Raw genomic sequence first — 16,323 nt, forward strand, 5'->3', positions numbered from 1 at the left:
CCTTCGACAGGCTCAGGGCGAACGGGGTTAGGTGGTGCGCAGAAGAGGGATTGGAATAAGTCTCAGCGGCGGTGCTTGCCGCGTTTTGCGCCCATGTGCCGGATGTTTGCGGGGCGGCCGCGTTTCGCGCCGGGACGTGTCCTGTCCTTCTTGAAGCTGGGGCGTTGCGGCGGGGCGTCGGGGAGTTCGAAGCGGAGGGAGCCGTTGATCGGGTCGGCTTCGGCAAGGCGTAGCTGGAGATGCTGGCCGACAGTGTAGCGGTCGCCGCTCTCCACGCCTTCCAGCGCGCGGCCTGCTTCGTCGAAGAAGAAGCGTTCGTCGCCCATAGTGGACACCGGGACGAGGCCATCGCCGCCAAGCCCCTCGACGGTCGCGAAGAAGCCGAAATTCTGCACGCCCGTGATGCGTGCGTTGACCATTTCGCCGACATGAGCGGCGAGAAAGGCAGCGACATAGCGGTCGATCGTCTCCCGCTCCGCCTCCATCGCGCGGCGTTCATGCTGGCTGATCATCTCGCCGACGCGGCCCATATTTTCATGATCGTCGGCGCTGAGCGAGGTGCGGTCCGGCAGCACGCCACCCTTGGGCGCGGGGAGTTCGAGCTTGTAGCCGCCGACGAGCGCGCGGTGGACCAGCAAGTCGGCGTAGCGGCGGATGGGCGAGGTGAAATGCGCATAGGAGCCAAGCGCGAGGCCGAAATGGCCCATATTCGCGGGGCTGTAATAGGCCTGGGTCTGGCTGCGCAGGATTTGCTCCATGATCTGGGGCTTTTCCTCCGCCTCGCCGATGCGGTCGATCAGGCGGTTGAAGGTTGAGGGCTTGATGACCTGCCCCAGCGCGAAGTCGATGTCGAAGGTCGCGAGATATTCCTTGAGCGCAACCAGCTTGTCACGACTGGGCGGTTCGTGGACGCGATACATGACGGGGGCCTTCTTGCCTTCCAGCGCCTTGGCGGCGGCGACGTTGGCGGCGATCATATAATCTTCGATCAGCATATGCGCGTCGAGCCGTTCGCGGACGGCGACGCTGACGATCTTGCCATTTTCATCGAGGACGACGCGGCGTTCGGGGAGGTCGAGGGCTAGCGGGTCGCGCTTGTCGCGGGCTTTGCGTAGGAGTTTCCAGCAGGACCAGAGGGGTTTTAGGGCGGCTTCCAGGAGGTCGGGCTGATTTGGTGAGGTGTCGCCTTGCCCACCCCCGGCCCCTCCCGCCTGCGGGAGGGGAGATGTGCCGTCTATAGCCGCTTGGGCGTCTTCATAGGCCAGGACGGCGACGACGCGGATTATGGCGCGGGCGAAATGCCAATTGGTGACCTTGCCGGATGCGTCGATGGTGAGGTGGCAGGCCATGGCTGCGCGGTCCTGTCCGGCGCGTAGCGAGCACATGTCCGAGGACAGCTGGTGCGGCAGCATGGGGACGACGAGGTCGGGGAAATAGACGCTGTTGCCGCGCTTGCGGGCTTCCTTGTCGAGCGCGCTACCGGGGCGGACATAGTAGCTGACGTCGGCGATGGCGACGATGACGCGATAGCCGCCGGGGTTGGCGGGGTCTTCGTCCGGTGCGGCCCAGACGGCGTCGTCATGGTCGCGTGCATCGACGGGGTCTATCGCGACGATGGGCAGGTGGCGCAAATCCTCGCGCTTGTCCTCATTCAGGGCGATGTTCGAAGCGGCGACAGCCTCATCCTCTACCTTTTCAGGGAAGACGTGCGGAATGCCATATTTGTGGATCGCGATGAGGCTGAAGCTGCGGGGCGCGAAGGGATCGCCCAATATGTCGGTTACGCGCGCGCTGATGCGCGGCGGGCGGCCTACGGGTTCGGCCAGAACGAGATCGCCGGGACTGGCGTTGCCTGCGTCGCTGATCGGCGTGTCCTTGCGGATGCGCTTGTCGACGGGGCGCAGCCACAGCTTGCCGCCCTCCCCCGCTTCCACCACGCCAAGCAGTTCCTCGGTCGCCTTGGCGAGCTTCTTCATCGGGTGGGCAACCCAGCCGCGCCCGGCCTCTTCCGTGCGGGCGAGGATGCGGTCGCCGATGGTCAGCGCGCCCCTTTTGCCGCGTTCCATTACACGGAGGCGCGGCGCGGGCTGGCCTTCGGCTTCCCAGCGCTCGGGCGTGGCGATGAGGGTGGTGCCGTCGACATCGACGATGCGCAGGACGGTGACCTTTGGCACGCCGCCCATTTTGTGGAAGGCGCGCGCGGGGCCGATGTCCAGCAGCCCTTCGTCGGCCATGTCCTTCAGCAACGCTTTCAGCGCGATCTTTTCCTGCCCCTTGAGGCCGAAGGCTTTTGCGATTTCCCGCTTGCCTGCGGGCTGATCGGAGGAGGTGACGAATTCCATCACCTGATCGCGAGTGGGGAAGCCGGCGGGCCGGACTTTTTCGGGTTTCTTCTGCTTTTGGGTCGATGCCATGGGTCAGCTATAGGGAAGGCCCAAGCGGCATACCAGATGGCTTGGCCGAGATTTGCGGCGCTGCCCGCTATTCCACCAACTTACGCGCGCGGTCGCGCCAAACCTCCGCCAGGACGGGCATGCCCGCCAGCGCCCGGACAGCGTCGGGTTCAACCTTGTGCCGCCCGCCGATCAGCAGGCGAAAGACCCGTGCGATGGGCCATTCAGGCAACGGACGGTCGAGCAGTTCCATGCGCCCTTTCGCTTCCGCCTCCCCTTCGCGCAGCACGCGGAAATAGAGACCTGCGCGGCCGGTCTTCACGATGGTGGCCAGTATGTCGCGTGAGCCGAAGCGGTGGTCGAGCTTCCAGCAGGGTTGGCGTCCATGGCTGACCTCTACCAGCGCGCTGCCGAGCGAGAAGCGGTCGCCGAGGCAGATTTCCTCCTCCGTCATGCCCAGCGAGGCAATGTTTTCACCGAAAGCGCCGGGGGACTGAAGTAGCGGATGGTCGGGCTTGCGTTCGCGCCACCAATTATAATGGTCCTGGGGGTAGAGGTGGATCGCCTTGTCCCACCCGCCATGATGGATAGGGTCGGCAACGGCGTCCCCTTCAAACCCCTGCCATCCGATCCGGACGACGCCATCCATTGGCCGTTTCGCGATGGCGCTATAGTCACCGTCGCGAAAGGGCATGGGCGTGCCGGTCAGCAACGCCTCGATGGTAAGATGCTCAGCCATTCCGCCCCTATGGCAGCGGCGCGGAAAATTGGCGAGAGGGGGTCAGGCGCGGCTTAGTTCCGACGCCAGTTTCAATACTTCGCTGCCGCTGTCGGTTTGGACGAGATAGGCGGGGTTCTTTGCCGTTCCATTGCGGCGGATCAGTGCGCCCTCGATCGTCTTTTCCACATGGCTGTCGAACCGTTCGGCCACGCGCCCACGGCCTACGCCCTGCCCCCAGTTCCACTTAACGCGCATCCCCCTGCGGAAAGCTTCGGACATCTTCATCCTTCTCCTGCCGCAACATCATGGCGGCGTTTCGATATGGTCATGGCCACAAAAATCCCGGTTGCGGATGCGGTTCCCTTGGGTTTTTCATTTGGCTGGGTTAAGGGGCGGCAGATGGACGTTACTGGCCTTCGCGTCGCGCTCTTCAGCGGCAATTACAATTATGTGCGCGATGGCGCGAACCAGGCGCTCAACCGCTTTGTGGGCTATTTGCTGCGTCAGGGCGCGGCTGTGCGCGTCTATTCGCCGACGGTCGCGACGCCCGCGTTCGAGCCGACCGGCGATCTGGTGAGCGCGCCATCCTTGGCAATACCGGGGCGGAAGGAATATCGCGTGCCCTATCGCATGTCGGGGCATGTTCGGCGCGACCTGAAGCGGTTTCGGCCTAATCTGGTCCATGTGTCGAGTCCTGATCCATTGGGGCACCGGGCGGTGACATGGGCGAGGAACAGCGGGCTTCCGGCGGTGGCTTCGGTCCATACGCGGTTTGAAACCTATCCGCGCTATTATGGGCTGGCCTTTCTGGAGCCTGTCATCGAATCAATGCTGCGGCGATTTTACCGGCGCTGCGATGCTATAGTCGCGCCTTCGGAGTCCATGGCGCAGCTGCTGCGCGAACAGCGGATGAGCTATGATGTCGGCATTTGGACGCGGGGAATCGACCGGGACATCTTCAATCCGGGACGTCGCGACATGGCGTGGCGGCAGTCGCTGGGAATAGAGAATGATGAGCCGGTGATCGGCTTCATCGGCCGTCTGGTGATGGAAAAGGGGCTGGACGTCTTTTCCGATGCGATCGACCAGTTGAAGATGCGCGATGTGCGGCACAAGGTGCTGATCATCGGCGAAGGCCCCGCGCGGGAGTGGTTTCAGAACCGGCTGCCGGACGCTGTTTTCACCGGGTTCCAGAAGGGTGATGAGTTGGGCCGCGCGGTCGCCAGCATGGATATGCTGTTCAATCCCTCGATCACCGAGACGTTCGGCAATGTGACGCTGGAGGCGATGGCTTGTGCGCTTCCCACGGTGGCGGCGCGGGCGACGGGTAGTGAGAGCCTTGTCACCGAGGGCGTGACGGGCCGCCTGATCCGTCCGGGGGCGATCGGGGCCTTTGCCGATGCGTTGGCGAGCTATTGCACCGATCCTCATGCGCGGGCCGATGCCGGGGCTGCCGCCATGGCGGAGGCGGAGCGATATGGATGGGATCAGGTGAACCAGGCGCTGGTCGATACCTATATCCGGGTGATCCGCCAGCGGGCACAGGGCGCGCGGCTGCGCTCCAGCCCGGTTCCTTAAACTGCACACTTTGCCTATATCGGAGCGATGGTCGATCTTTTTGCTTCCGATGCCGTGAACGAGTCCGGTGAGGCCGGGGAAAATGCGCCGCTGGCCGACCGCCTGCGGCCGCGTACTTTGGCCGATGTCGTGGGGCAGGAGCATCTGACCGGGCCGGAAGGCGCGATCGGGCGGATGGTGGCGGCTGGGCGGCTTTCGTCCATCATCCTGTGGGGGCCTCCGGGTACGGGCAAGACGACGATCGCGCGGCTGCTGGCCGACGCGGTGGATATGCGGTTCGAGCCGATCTCTGCGGTGTTTTCGGGCGTCGCCGACCTCAAGAAGGTCTTTGCGGCGGCCAAGGAGCATGCCCGGCGTGGGGACAAGACGCTGCTGTTCGTGGATGAGATTCATCGGTTCAACCGGGCGCAGCAGGACAGTTTCCTGCCCTTTGTCGAGGATGGGACCGTGACTCTGGTGGGGGCGACCACGGAGAATCCCAGTTTCGAATTGAATGCGGCGTTGATGTCACGGGCGCAGGTGTTGATCCTGCATCGGCTGGATGCCGCCGCGCTCGAGCTGTTGCTGGACCGGGCGGAGGCGATCACGCAGCGGCCTTTGCCGCTGACGGCGGCGGCGCGAGACGCCTTGCTGGCGAGTGCGGATGGTGATGGGCGGTTCCTGCTCAATCAGGTCGAGACGCTGTATTCGATCGATATTGGTGAGCCGCTTGACCCGGCTGGGCTGTCGGCGCTGCTGCACCGGCGCGTGGCGGTCTATGACAAGGACCGGGAGGGGCATTACAATCTGATCTCGGCGCTGCATAAGGCGTTGCGCGGATCGGACCCACAGGCGGCGCTCTATTATCTGGCGCGGATGCTGACGGCGGGGGAGCAGCCGCTTTACGTACTACGTCGGCTGGTGCGCTTTGCGAGTGAGGATATTGGGCTCGCCGACCCGCAGGCGTTGGTGCAGTGCCTTGCGGCCAAGGACAGCTATGACTTTCTCGGAAGCCCCGAGGGGGAGCTGGCGATAGTGCAGGCTTGCCTTTATTGCGCGACGGCGCCCAAATCGAACGCGGCCTATGCGGCGATGAAGGCGGCGTGGAAATCGGCGCGGGATACCGGATCGCTGATGCCGCCGAAGAATATCCTGAACGCCCCTACCCGGCTGATGAAGACCATCGGCTATGGCAAGGGCTATCAATATGATCATAACAGCGCTGAGGGCTTTTCGGGCGACAATTATTGGCCCGAAGAGATGGAGGCTCAGACTTTCTTTGCCCCGACCGATCGCGGGTTCGAGGCGCGCATAGCCGAGCGCATGGCTTATTGGGACAAGCTGCGGGCCGAGCGCGGCGGAGGCGAATGACGCCTCGCTTTACCCGCTATGCCGCGATCGACTGGTCGGGCGCGAAGGGTGTGCGGCATAAGGGGATAGCAGTCGCGCTGTGCGAGCGTGGTGATGCAGTTCCCCGGCTTATCCATCCGAAAGACGGCAGTGTCTGGTCGCGTTCGGCGGTGGCGGAGTGGTTGGTCGCCGCGGCTGCGGAGGCGCCGACACTGTTTGGGTTCGATTTCAGCTTTGCGCCGCCCTTCGTGACGCGACGGGCGTATCTGCCGGGTGATGAGGTGCCGGTGACGGGGCCTGACTTCTGGGCTTATGTCGATAGCGTGTGCGATGATCCCGATCTGGGTGCGGGCAGTCTGCTGCATATCACGCACCGCCGCCATTTCTACTTCGGCAAGGCGGACGGAGTGAAAGCCGACTTCATGCACAACCGGGTGTGCGAAGCGCATTATAATGCGGGCGGTGGAGGTAAGCCGTCCACCGTCTATGACGCGATCGGCGCGGCTCAGGTGGCGAAGGCGAGCTTTGCGGGGATGCGCCTGCTCCATCATGTGCGGGATCATGTTCCCGTCTGGCCATTCGACCCCGCTCCACGCGGCGGGTCACTGGTGGTGGAGATTTATACCAGCATCGCGGCGAGGGCGGCGGGCCGACCCAAGGGGCGGACAAAGATGCGGAACCTGGGCGCTTTGGACGATGCGCTATCCGCGCTCGGCTCCCAGCCCTATGAGGGATTGCCGCCGGATGATCATGGCGCGGACGCGATCGTCACCGCCGCGTGGATGCGCAACGTCGCGCCAAGGCCGAGCCTCTGGACCCCACCCGCGCTCAATCCGCATATTGCCGCAACGGAGGGCTGGACGTTCGGTGTCATCTGATAGTAAGGCGCTTTTCCGTCCAAACGACGTGCCGGCTTAGCTCAGTTGGTAGAGCACCTGATTTGTAATCAGGGGGTCAGGGGTTCGAACCCTCTAGCCGGCACCATCGCTCTTGCGAGGCAGCGGTTTTAGAAACCGCCCTTTTTATTTTCCGGTTTATCCCGCCGCACTTCCACTGTCTTTATCCCAGTGTCGAGTGAGCCATATTTGGGCGTGGAATCGGGGCCGGGCTTGGGGCCGCTGTCCCTGGGGCCTCGGTCGCCTCCGCCCCCACCGCCGCTGGATGCGGCGATGGCTTCGGAGCTTAGTGAAGTGGATAAAAGGATGGTCATGGCGGGCGGGACCGTTGCCGCAAACCTGCCGCAGGTCTTCAGAAAATTGCGTCTGTCCTCCGTTACCGACGAATTCAGCTGGTCATCCATGATGCGATCCTTCTCTATCCTTCTCATAGAGTACAGAAGAGCCGCGCCGATGGATTGGCAATAAAGAGACATAGACTTTAGGATAATATGGACCGGCGCAGGGCGGCCCAAAAGCAAAATGGGGGCCGACATCGCTGTCGGTCCCCACTTCCGTCGTGTCCCGGATCCGCTTCCCTTTCAAGATGCGATCATCGGACTCGGCGCGCGATGCTTCTACCGAGAAGGTTTGGCATCGTGTCTGCTCCGGCTGTCCGGCTATTCGCCATATTCCGCAGCTGTCTTCAAAATTCCACGTCCGACGTTCGCTTTCGCGCGTGCATGACAGGGTCTTTAGAAGACCATCAGTTTCCATTCGAACCTTGCAGTTCCAATTTCAGCCCGATGACCGAAACGTCAGTCAAATCTTTGATATGATCGCCGATTTGATGATCCGGATTTCTCCGTTTCTTCTTTCGTTTCGATAAGCCGAAGGTCTCACCAAATGTGAGTCGTTCAAAGCGGAATCTGACGGTTCAGCGACAGCCCCTGTCTAAAGCTGTGGATAAGTGTGGATATTTTTTCGCGCCGGTTAGCGGCCCTTCCACACGCCCGGGCGCTTCTCAACGAAGGCGGTCATGCCCTCTACCCGATCTTCCGTGGCGGTGAGCAGCTGGAACAGACGCCTTTCGGTAATCAGCCCCTGCTCCAGCATGGTTTCGAAGGCGAGGTTCACCATTTCCTTGTTCACCATGGTCGCCATGGGCGGCATGGCAGCGATCGCCGCAGCGGTCTTGAGCGCGTCATCCAGCAGCTCCGCCGCCGGTACGATGCGCGACACGAGGCCCGAACGCTCGGCTTCCTCCGCGCCCATCATGCGGCCGGTGAGGCACATTTCCATCGCCTTCGCCTTGCCGACCGCCTTGGTCAGGCGCTGCGACCCGCCCATGCCTGGCGCGACGCCTAGCTTGATTTCCGGCTGACCGAATTTGGCCGTGTCCGCCGCGATGATGAAGTCGGCCATCATGGCCAGTTCGCAACCGCCGCCCAGCGCGAAGCCCGCGACAGCGGCGATCCACGGCTTGCGCGTCGCTACCACATGTTTTTGCCAGCCGGAGAAGAAGTCCTCCAGGAAGAAGTCGGCGGCTTCCTTGCTGACCATCTCCTTGATGTCCGCGCCTGCGGCGAAGGCTTTTTCGCTACCCGTCAGCACGAGACACAGTTGCGAGGGATCAGCGTCATAGGCCGCGAAAGCGGCGCTGAGGTCCGCCAGAACTTGCGTGTTGAGTGCGTTCAGCGCCTGCGGACGGTTCAGCGTGACCAGCGTCACCGCTTCGCGCTGTTCGACCAAAATCGTTTCGAAGCTCATCGTCATTTTCCTTCAAATCTGTGGTGCAGCGGGGCAGCAACAACCGCCGCCGATCACCTTCCCATATGCATGAAGTCGCGGTCGTAGCTGCGCATATGTGCGCCACCGTCGACATAAAGCGTCTGCCCGGTGACGGCGCTCGCCTGCGCCAGATAGAGGACCGCCTCCGCAATCTGCTCCGCCAGCGGCAAGCGGCCGAGCGGCATGGCCGATTGCAGCCTTTCCATCTGCGCCTCATCATAATCGGGCGTGGCAATGGTGAGACCGGGCGCGACTGCGTTCACCCGGATATGTGGAGCGAGGCTGGCGGCGGAAAGGCGGGTCAGGCCCGCCAGCGCCGACTTCGACAAGGTATAGGCCAGCTGATCGGCGTGCGGATGATCGATCCGCTGATCAAGGATATTGATGATGCACCGATCCGCCACCCCAGCCGGTATGGTTGCGAACGATTTTGTGAGTAACGCGGGCGCGGCGCAGTTGACGGCATAATGCCGCATAAGATCGTCGGCGGAGACATTGTCCAGCCGGTCCTGACCGAAAATCGCGGCGCTGTTCACCAATATGTCGGGCGGACGACCGAAGCGTTCGGCGACCTTGGCGACCAGTTCCTCGGCGCTTTCAGGATCAGAGAAGTCGGCGGTGAAGCCGTCCCATTCCGTGCCATTTTCATCGAGGGTCAGGGCAAGCGCCGAGTCCAGCCGGGTATCATGGCTGCCGTGAATGGCGAGCGAATAGCCGACACGCGCGAACCCGGCGGCAATGACGCCGCCCAGCCGCCTGTGGCCGCCGGTGATCAGCGCCAGACGCTTGTTCGCCAGCGGCAGCGGTCCTTCGGCCTGCCCGCGCGCGCCGCCAAGGGGCCGGTAAGCGGGTGTTTCCTCGCCGCTCACGATTCGATGAGCTTCAGCACTTCCTCGCGACTTTTTTCGTCCTCGCGGAATACGCCGAGCATGCGACTGGTTTTCATGAGCACATTGGGTGTGCGAACGCCCCGCCCGGTCATGCAACCATGCGTCGCTTCGATCACGACGGCCACGCCCTGAGGCTTCAGATGTTCCCAGATGCAGTTGGCGACTTCGGCGGTCAGGCGCTCCTGAACCTGAAGGCGGTTGGCGAAGGCGTGCAGAACGCGCGCCAGCTTTGAAATGCCGACCACATATTTGCCGGGCAGATAGGCGATGTGCGCGCGGCCGATGATCGGCGCCATATGATGTTCGCAATGCGACTGGAACGGTATGTCCTTCAGCAGCACGATATCGTCATAGCCGCCCACTTCGTGGAAGATGCGCGACAGATGATAGGCCGGATCGTCGCCATAGCCACGGCAATATTCGCGCCACGCCCGCGCGACGCGTTCTGGCGTTTCGAGCAGGCCTTCTCGCGTCGGATTGTCGCCCGACCAGCGGATCAACGTACGGATAGCATCTGCCACATCGACGGGCACCGCTTCCTTTGTCGCTTCGCCTACAGCCTCGGCATCGGGATCATAGTCCATGGCCGACACTACTCCTCATTATCTTTGTTCAGGGCGCATATGGCGGCTATGTTTGCGGAACGCCAGCCCCCTTTCCTATGCTATGGACAGGGGTCATGCCGGGTGGCACATCAACGCGCATCACAAGAAGCCGATCCGATAAGCATGGCCGTCCTGTCGCCCTTCCCCCACCCATGGCATCAAGGCTGAGGCGTGCGGACTGAACGTATCGCCGCCGTGCTGCTGGCCGCCGGGACGTCGTCGCGCTTTGGCGAGGACGATAAGCTGATGGCCGACCTCAATGGCAAGCCGGTCGTTGCCCATACACTGGAAGCTGTCGCCTCCCTCGCCTTCGCCGAACTGGTGGCGGTGACGCGTCCCATCGCCGATGCTCCCGACATCCACCGGAAACTGGAGAGGCGTGGCTATAGTATATTGGTCAATGACAAGCCTGAAGAGGGGCTGGCGAGCAGTATCGTGCTGGCCGTGAACCATGTCATGCCGATCAGGCGCTGTCGGGGCATTCTCATCTGCCTTGCCGACATGCCCTATGTGCAGCAGTCGCATTATAACCGGATATGTCTGGCAGCGGAGGATGTGCGGTCGGTGGTGGCGAGTACGGACGGCTTTTCCTCCTCGCCGCCCGCCTTCATCGGACGAAAGCATTTTCCCGAGTTGCTGACCCTGCGCGGTGATCAGGGCGCGAGGGCATTGTTAAGCCGAGGGCTTCAGATCGAAGCGATGAGCAGTTCGTTGGTCGATATCGACACGCCGGACGACCTGCCGCAGGGATAGCCGATCAGCTCGACCGGGTCGGGTCGGTCATCGGGTCGTCCATCTCCCGCACATCGGGCATCCGGCCGATCGGTAGCGAACCGGTCTGCCTTTCCAGCATGCGGTGCACGACTGGTGGATGAGATCCGCTGTGTAACGCTGCAAGGGCGTCGGAATTTGCGGTATCCGCCATGGTCCGGCGGCTGTTGTGGCGGACATAGTCCAGCCACGTGGAGACGTGATAACGCTCGACCCATAATTCGGGATCGGCCAAGTCCCTGAGCAGCGACCAGCCATGCGCGCCGTCGCGGCGGCGGATGCGGCGGCGCTCGCTCATCGCGGTGAGGAACGGCACGACGGAACCCGCCGGAATGCGATATTCGATGGTGATGACCACTGGTCCGCTACGTGGTTCTATGGGCACCGAGGTCTGCGGTTCCTGCCAGCGGTTCAGGAGGTCGAGATTTTCGTCGCCGGTCTGGGATAGCGGCAGGAAAAGGCCGACCATCGCCGCCACGAACTGCACCCCGGCGGCGACCTGGAGCGACGTCACCACGCCCATATGTTCCGCCAGCCAGCCGAACAGCCAGGCGCCCAGTGCCATGCCGCCAAACGCCGTCATCTGGTAAAGGGCGACAGCCCGCGCCAGCACCCATCGGGGAGCGGACATCTGGACCGAGACGTTGAAGGTCGACAGCGCGATGACCCAGCCTGCGCCGCAGAGCAGGAGCCCTGCTATGGTCACAAGCAGCCAGCCGGTGGAAGCCGTGATAGCGGTGCCTATTGCCAGCGCAAGGGCGGCCGAGCGCACGATGGTTTCGATAGCAAAGCGGCGGCGGAGCCTGCCTGATGACAGAGCGCCGAGGACTGCGCCTATCCCGAACGCGCCGCTCAGGATGCCGAAGGTAAGGGCGTCGCCCTTCAACAGGTCGCGCGCCACTAGAGGCATGAGGGCGGACACCGCGCTCGCGCCGATGCCGAAAGCTCCTGCGCGCATCAGGACAAGCTGAATCTTGGGCGACATGGCGACATAGCGCGCACCTGCCCTCATCGCGAGGCCGAGGCGCTCGCGCGGCAGGAGCTTCGGCCCGCGTTCCGGCTGCCAGCGGAGGAGCACAATGGTCAGGGCGATGTAGCTCAGCGCATTGGTGAGGAAGGCGGCGGCTGCGCCTGCCGCTGCGACGATGATGCCGCCGAGTGCGGGACCGACGCTGCGCGCGAGGTTGAAGCCCATGCTGTTGAGCGCGACGGCGCTGGGCAGTTGGGAACGCGGGACCATGTCACCGACCGATGCTTGCCAGGCGGGGCCGTTGATAGCGGTGGCGCAGCCGACGAGGAAGGTGAAGGCAAGGAGCGACCAGGGCGTAAGCAGCCCTGCCCAAGCGAATAGCGCGAGCGACGCCGATACCAGGAGCATCGACAGCTGGCAGGCGAGCATGACGAGGCGACGGTCAAGATTGTCCGCGACCGCGCCCGCCCATAGCGAGAGCAGCATGATCGGCAGGGTTGTCGACGCAGGCACGAGCGCGACGAGCATGGGGGAGCCCGATAGCGAGGTCATCATCCATGCCGCGCCGACCGACTGGATGAGGCCGCCGAAATTGGACGCGAGGCTGGCGAACCATACCGCGCGGAAGATGGGGATGGCGAAGGGCGATGGCGCTGGAGGAGAATCTGCCTCTGACACTGAAAATGCATGAACCCGAAAACGATTGGAGCGTCAAACGCGGAAGGAAGGAAAGCAGTTCAATGTTAAAGCGAATAGACTTGCACTTTACGTAAACGTAAATACATTTGCGGCACGCTGGACGCCAAGCGGAGAGGAATGACCGAGCGATGGAAGCCTTTATCTACGATGCCGTGAGGACGCCCCGAGGTCGAGGGAAGCCGGACGGGTCGTTGCATGAAATCACCCCTATCCAGCTGGCGACACAGGTGTTGCAGGCAGTACGGGACCGCAACGCCATCGACACGGCTGACGTGGACGATGTGATACTTGGTTGCGTCACACCGATAGGCGAACAGGGCGGTGACATCGCCCGCGCCGCCGTGCTGAACGCCGATTATGAGCAGACGGTGCCGGGGGTGCAGATCAACCGTTTCTGCGCGTCGGGACTGGAAGCGGTGAACATGGCGGCGGCGAAGGTCTATTCGGGCGAAGCGGGCCTAGCGATCGGCGGCGGCGTCGAATCGATGAGCCGGGTGCCGATGTCATCTGACGGCGGCGCGATCGCGATGGACCCGGCGGTCGCCTACAAGACCTATTTCGCGCCGCAGGGCATCGGCGCCGATGTGATCGCGACCAAGTTCGGGATCAGCCGCGACGATGCGGACGCCTATGCGGTGGAGAGCCAGCGGCGGGCGAAGGCAGCGTGGGACGAAGGACGCTTTGCCAAATCGATCATTCCTGTGCGTGATGTGATCGGTTCCGTGGTGCTGGACCATGACGAGCATATGCGGCCCGACGCGACGATGCAGTCGCTCGCTGCGCTGAAACCGAGCTTTACCGCGCTGGGTGAGGAAATGCCGGGCTTCGACGCGATCGCGCTGCTCAAATATCCTGAACTGGAGCGGGTGAACCATGTCCATCATGCGGGCAACAGTTCGGGCATCGTCGATGGCGCGGCGGCTGTACTGGTGGGCAACAAGGACATGGGCGATAAATATGGCTTGAAGCCCCGCGCCCGGATCAGGGCAATGGCATCGATCGGGTCCGAGCCGCTGATCATGCTGACGGGGCCGGAGTTCGTCGCGGGCAAGCTGCTTAACCGGGCGGGGATGAGCAGCCATGACATCGATCTTTGGGAGCTGAACGAGGCCTTTGCGAGCGTGGTGCTGCGCTACATGCAGGCGATGGACCTCGACCATGACCGGATCAATGTGAATGGCGGCGCGATTGCCATGGGCCATCCGCTGGGCGCGACTGGTGCGATGGTGCTGGGCACGGCGCTGGATGAGCTGGAGCGGTCGGGCAAGGGTACGGCGCTGGTGAACCTTTGCGTTGGTGCGGGGATGGGGACAGGGATTATTATCGAGCGGGTTTGATCCCCCCTCCCCCTTGAGAAGAAAAGTGAAGCCCTTCGACAAGCTCAGGGCGAACGGAGTTGAGAGGCAGTAGCTTTATGCAAACCATCAATTTTGACATCGATGCGGACGGCATCGCTACTCTGACCATCGATGTGCCGGGCCAGTCGATGAATGTCATCGGTCCCGACTTTCTGGCCGATCTGGACGAGGCAATCGTCCGCATCGGTTCGGAAGAAGCGATCAAGGGCGCGGTGATTGCTTCGGGCAAGGACAGCGGATTCATGGCGGGCATGGACCTTAAATATTTCGGGTCGATGCTGGCGAGCGGCGCGGGGAAGCGCCCTGCCCCGGCCGAGATTTTCGACCAGGTTTTCGTGCTCAATCAGCTCTTTCGGCGACTGGAGACATGCGGCAAGCCGGTGGCGTGCGCGATTGAGGGGACTTGCGTTGGCGGCGGGTTCGAGCTGGCGCTGGCATGCCATCGGCGCGTCGTGGGCGACAGTCCCAAGACGCAGCTTGGCCTGCCCGAAATCCTGATCGGCCTTTTCCCTGGTGGCGGCGGGTCACAGCGCTTGCCGCGCCTCATCGGGGTGCAGGCGGCGCTGATGTATATGTTGCAGGGCAAGCTGTTCCGCCCAGCCGAAGCGGCGATGCTGAAAGCCGTCGATGAAGTCGTGCCGCAGGGCACGGCGGTCGAGAAGGCCAAGGAGTGGGTGAAGGCCAATCCGTCCGCCAGCGCGCAGCCGTGGGATGTAAAGGGCTTCAAGTTTCCGGGCGGTGCGGGCGCGTTCAACCCTGCCTTCGTGCAGACGATGGTCGGCGCGGTGCCGATGACTTTGAAGCAGACGCAGCGGAACATGAATGCGCCGGTGGCTCTGCTGTCGGCGGTCTATGAAGGCGCTCTGCTGCCGTTTGATCGGGCGATACGGGTGGAGAGCAAATATTTCGCCAAGGTCGCTGCGGAACCGCAGGCGGCGAACATGATCCGCAGCCTGTTCGTCAACAAGAATGCCGCCGAACGCGGCGCGCGACGGCCGAAGGATCAGCCCAAGGCGGCGACCAAGAAGCTCGCCATGCTGGGCGCGGGCATGATGGGTGCGGGGATCGCCACGGTCGCTGCGCAGGCAGGCATTGAGGTCATGCTGTTCGACCGTGACTTGGCCTATGCCGAAAAGGGCAAGGCGCATGTCGAGGATGTGCTGAAGAAGCGGCTGGGCCGGGGCATGACGCCCGAGAAGATGGCGGAGACGTTGGCGCGCGTCACACCGACGACCGACTATGCGGCGCTCGCCGGAGCGGACTTTGTGATCGAAGCCGTGTTCGAGGATGTGGCGATCAAGGCCGAGGTGACGAAGAAGGTCGAGGAGGTGCTCGGCGCCGATGTGATCTTCGGGTCCAACACATCGACCCTGCCGATCACCAAGCTGGCCAAGGCATGGAGCAAGCCCGCCAATTTCATCGGCATCCACTTCTTTTCGCCCGTCGAGAAGATGCCGCTGGTCGAGATCATCCTTGGCAAGGAAACCGGCCCCGCCGCGATCGCCAAGGCCCTGGATTTCGTCAGCCAGATCAAGAAGACGCCGATCGTCGTCAATGACTCGCGCGGCTTCTACACCTCGCGCTGTTTCGGCACCTATGTGCAGGAAGGCGTGGAGATGGTTGCCGAGGGGATCAACCCGGCTCTCATCGAAAATGCCGGGCGGCAGTTGGGCATGCCGGTCGGGCCTTTGGCTGTTGGTGACGAAGTGTCCATCGAGCTGGGCCACAAGATCGTGGTCGCCGCGCAGAAGGAATTGGGTGATGCCTATGTAGCGCAGCCATCCGACGCGGTGATGGCGCGCATGGTCGAGCTGGGGCGGCTTGGGCGCAAGAGCGCGAAGGGATGGTATGATTATCCCGAGGGCGACAAGAAGCATCTATGGCCAGGACTGGAAGACATGTTTCCGCGCGCGGCGGTGCAGCCTGATGTGGAAGAGGTGAAGGAACGGCTGCTTTATCGGCAGTTGATCGAATGCGCCCGCTGCTATGAGGAAGGTGTGCTGGAGACGGTGGAGGATGGCGACTTGGGCGCGATTTTCGGCTGGGGCTTTGCGCCTTGGACGGGTGGGCCGTTTTCCCACATGGATACGGTCGGCATCGGCCATGTGGTGGCCGTTCTGGAGCGGTTGGCGGCGCGGCATGGGGATCGCTTTGCGCCGACCGTGCAGCTGCAGGATATGGCGGCGAGCGGGGTGGCTTTTTATGACGATGGGGTGAAGGCTGCGGCTTGAAGGCTGAAGCTCGCGATTTAGGTCCTCACCCCCGTTCGGGCTGAGCCTGTCGAAGCCTTCTCTTTCTAAGAAGAAAAGTCCTTCGACAAGCTCAGGACGAACGGGGGTTGGG

At 62.9% G+C, this 16,323-nt stretch carries 14 protein-coding genes and 1 tRNA gene; 7 read left to right on the top strand and 8 right to left on the bottom strand.

Annotated features, from left to right (window positions below; translation table 11 throughout):
* Window positions 1-62: 62 nt before the first annotated feature.
* The 3 genes from rnr to ACZ5TH_RS05910 form a co-directional block, all read right to left on the bottom strand.
* Window positions 63-2,414, bottom strand: a complete 2,352-nt coding sequence (gene rnr / locus ACZ5TH_RS05900; RefSeq protein WP_464794943.1) for a ribonuclease R — start codon at window positions 2,412-2,414, stop codon at window positions 63-65.
* Between the two features lie 67 nt (window positions 2,415-2,481).
* Window positions 2,482-3,132, bottom strand: a complete 651-nt coding sequence (locus ACZ5TH_RS05905) for an MOSC domain-containing protein (RefSeq protein ID WP_464794944.1) — start codon at window positions 3,130-3,132, stop codon at window positions 2,482-2,484.
* Window positions 3,133-3,174: 42 nt separating this feature from the next.
* Entirely contained in the window at window positions 3,175-3,393 is a 219-nt protein-coding gene (locus tag ACZ5TH_RS05910; RefSeq protein ID WP_464794945.1) for a hypervirulence associated TUDOR domain-containing protein, read from the bottom strand.
* A gap of 120 nt (window positions 3,394-3,513) precedes the next feature.
* On the opposite strand from ACZ5TH_RS05910, the gene ACZ5TH_RS05915 reads away from it, so the two are divergent.
* The 4 genes from ACZ5TH_RS05915 to ACZ5TH_RS05930 all read left to right on the top strand — a co-directional run bounded on the left by ACZ5TH_RS05915 (window position 3,514) and on the right by ACZ5TH_RS05930 (window position 7,005).
* Complete coding sequence (locus ACZ5TH_RS05915; protein WP_464794946.1) at window positions 3,514-4,692, top strand: glycosyltransferase family 4 protein; 1,179 nt, start codon at window positions 3,514-3,516, stop codon at window positions 4,690-4,692.
* A gap of 27 nt (window positions 4,693-4,719) precedes the next feature.
* On the top strand, window positions 4,720-6,042 hold the full coding sequence (locus ACZ5TH_RS05920; protein WP_464794947.1) for a replication-associated recombination protein A: 1,323 nt from the start codon (window positions 4,720-4,722) through the stop codon (window positions 6,040-6,042).
* Window positions 6,039-6,899, top strand: a complete 861-nt coding sequence (locus tag ACZ5TH_RS05925) for a hypothetical protein (protein WP_464794948.1) — start codon at window positions 6,039-6,041, stop codon at window positions 6,897-6,899. Before ACZ5TH_RS05920 ends, ACZ5TH_RS05925 begins: the two co-directional genes overlap by 4 nt.
* A gap of 30 nt (window positions 6,900-6,929) precedes the next feature.
* Window positions 6,930-7,005 (top strand) — tRNA-Thr (locus ACZ5TH_RS05930).
* 22 nt (window positions 7,006-7,027) lie between these two features.
* On the opposite strand, the gene ACZ5TH_RS05935 is transcribed toward ACZ5TH_RS05930, so the two are convergent.
* From ACZ5TH_RS05935 to folE, 4 genes are all read right to left on the bottom strand, one after another.
* Complete coding sequence (locus ACZ5TH_RS05935; RefSeq protein WP_464772456.1) at window positions 7,028-7,321, bottom strand: hypothetical protein; 294 nt, start codon at window positions 7,319-7,321, stop codon at window positions 7,028-7,030.
* A 568-nt stretch (window positions 7,322-7,889) separates the two neighbouring features.
* Window positions 7,890-8,666 carry an enoyl-CoA hydratase-related protein gene (locus ACZ5TH_RS05940; protein WP_464794949.1) on the bottom strand — a complete coding sequence of 259 codons (777 nt, stop codon included), beginning with the start codon at window positions 8,664-8,666 and terminating at the stop codon, window positions 7,890-7,892.
* A 53-nt stretch (window positions 8,667-8,719) separates the two neighbouring features.
* Window positions 8,720-9,556, bottom strand: coding sequence for an SDR family oxidoreductase (locus ACZ5TH_RS05945; RefSeq protein ID WP_449473120.1), 837 nt, complete (start codon window positions 9,554-9,556; stop codon window positions 8,720-8,722).
* The gene (gene folE / locus ACZ5TH_RS05950; RefSeq protein WP_449473122.1) at window positions 9,553-10,161 is read right to left on the bottom strand and encodes a GTP cyclohydrolase I FolE; all 609 of its coding nucleotides are present in this window, start codon (window positions 10,159-10,161) and stop codon (window positions 9,553-9,555) included. Before folE ends, ACZ5TH_RS05945 begins: the two co-directional genes overlap by 4 nt.
* 192 nt (window positions 10,162-10,353) lie before the next feature.
* On the opposite strand from folE, the gene ACZ5TH_RS05955 reads away from it, so the two are divergent.
* Window positions 10,354-10,935: a nucleotidyltransferase family protein gene (locus tag ACZ5TH_RS05955; RefSeq protein ID WP_464794950.1), complete on the top strand. Its 582-nt coding sequence runs from the start codon at window positions 10,354-10,356 to the stop codon at window positions 10,933-10,935.
* A gap of 4 nt (window positions 10,936-10,939) precedes the next feature.
* On the opposite strand, the gene ACZ5TH_RS05960 is transcribed toward ACZ5TH_RS05955, so the two are convergent.
* Window positions 10,940-12,601 carry an MFS transporter gene (locus tag ACZ5TH_RS05960; protein ID WP_464794951.1) on the bottom strand — a complete coding sequence of 554 codons (1,662 nt, stop codon included), beginning with the start codon at window positions 12,599-12,601 and terminating at the stop codon, window positions 10,940-10,942.
* Window positions 12,602-12,750: 149 nt separating this feature from the next.
* Between ACZ5TH_RS05960 and ACZ5TH_RS05965 the strand changes: the two genes are divergently transcribed.
* Both ACZ5TH_RS05965 and ACZ5TH_RS05970 read left to right on the top strand, forming a co-directional pair.
* Window positions 12,751-13,959: an acetyl-CoA C-acetyltransferase gene (locus ACZ5TH_RS05965; protein ID WP_464794952.1), complete on the top strand. Its 1,209-nt coding sequence runs from the start codon at window positions 12,751-12,753 to the stop codon at window positions 13,957-13,959.
* A 77-nt stretch (window positions 13,960-14,036) separates the two neighbouring features.
* Window positions 14,037-16,211, top strand: a complete 2,175-nt coding sequence (locus tag ACZ5TH_RS05970; protein WP_464794953.1) for a 3-hydroxyacyl-CoA dehydrogenase NAD-binding domain-containing protein — start codon at window positions 14,037-14,039, stop codon at window positions 16,209-16,211.
* Window positions 16,212-16,323 lie beyond the last annotated feature (112 nt).

This window comes from Sphingobium sp. TomTYG73 (genome assembly GCF_055394245.1).